Here is a 747-nt window from a genome sequence, read left to right on the forward strand (position 1 = left end):
ATCTATACGGGTATCACCCGGGCCAAAAAGATCTGCGTCCTGCTCGGTGCTGCGAAAGCTCTGGCCTATGCCGTCCGCAACGTATCCGTGCTGAAGCGCAATACGCGCCTTAAAGAACGTCTGAATCCCTCTGCGGCACTTCCTGCCGACAACCCCGGCATCTGATTCTTATGTCTTTGAGCCGCTCTTTCCGCGACAGGATGCATCCCGGAATGTTAACCCCGGTGATATTTCGTCCCTGATTTTTATACTTAAACAGCAATACCTATGAGAGTAATCTTTGATTCGAATGTTTTCGACGATATCATCGCAGGTCGTCTCGACGTTTCGGTTCTTATTCGTAAGCGTGTGAAAATATATATTACACACATACAGAAAGATGAACTGGCAGCATGCCGGAATGAGCAAAGACGGACTCAACTACTTCAGTGCATGGCATCGATAGGGGTTCATACGCTTCCGACGGAATCGTTTTGTATCGGGGTTTCCAGAATTGGTGAAGCGAGGATCAGCGACGGCAGCGATTTGATTCGGAAGTTGGAAGGAGGCAATCCGGTTCATATCCAGGATGCCCTTATCGGGGAAACAGCCATTAAGAACGCTTTGACCGTGATCACAAATGACGATAGGTTCAAAAAAAGAATTGCAGCACAGGGCGGCCAAGCCCTCACTACAGAGGAGTTCCTGAAGGTACTCAAAGAGCCGGATGCCTGAATCCGTATATTGAGTTTAAATGTTCCGGTGCAA

General features: G+C 48.6%; 1 protein-coding gene. It reads left to right on the plus strand.

All coding sequences use genetic code 11. From position 1 onward, the window contains the following. Positions 1-267 precede the first annotated feature (267 nt). Positions 268-714 (plus strand): type II toxin-antitoxin system VapC family toxin, encoded by a 447-nt coding sequence (locus ACESTR_RS16300; RefSeq protein WP_015546434.1) that lies wholly within the window; start codon positions 268-270, stop codon positions 712-714. The last annotated feature ends 33 nt before the right edge of the window (positions 715-747 follow it).

It is taken from the genome of Alistipes sp. DJF_B185, assembly GCF_964250025.1.
GTDB lineage: Bacteria > Bacteroidota > Bacteroidia > Bacteroidales > Rikenellaceae > Alistipes > Alistipes finegoldii.

What these genes read in the sequence shown, in the direction of transcription:
- ACESTR_RS16300 (WP_015546434.1), top strand. Translation starts at nt 268, where the DNA reads ATGAGAGTAATCTTTGATTCGAATGTTTTCGACGATATCATCGCAGGT.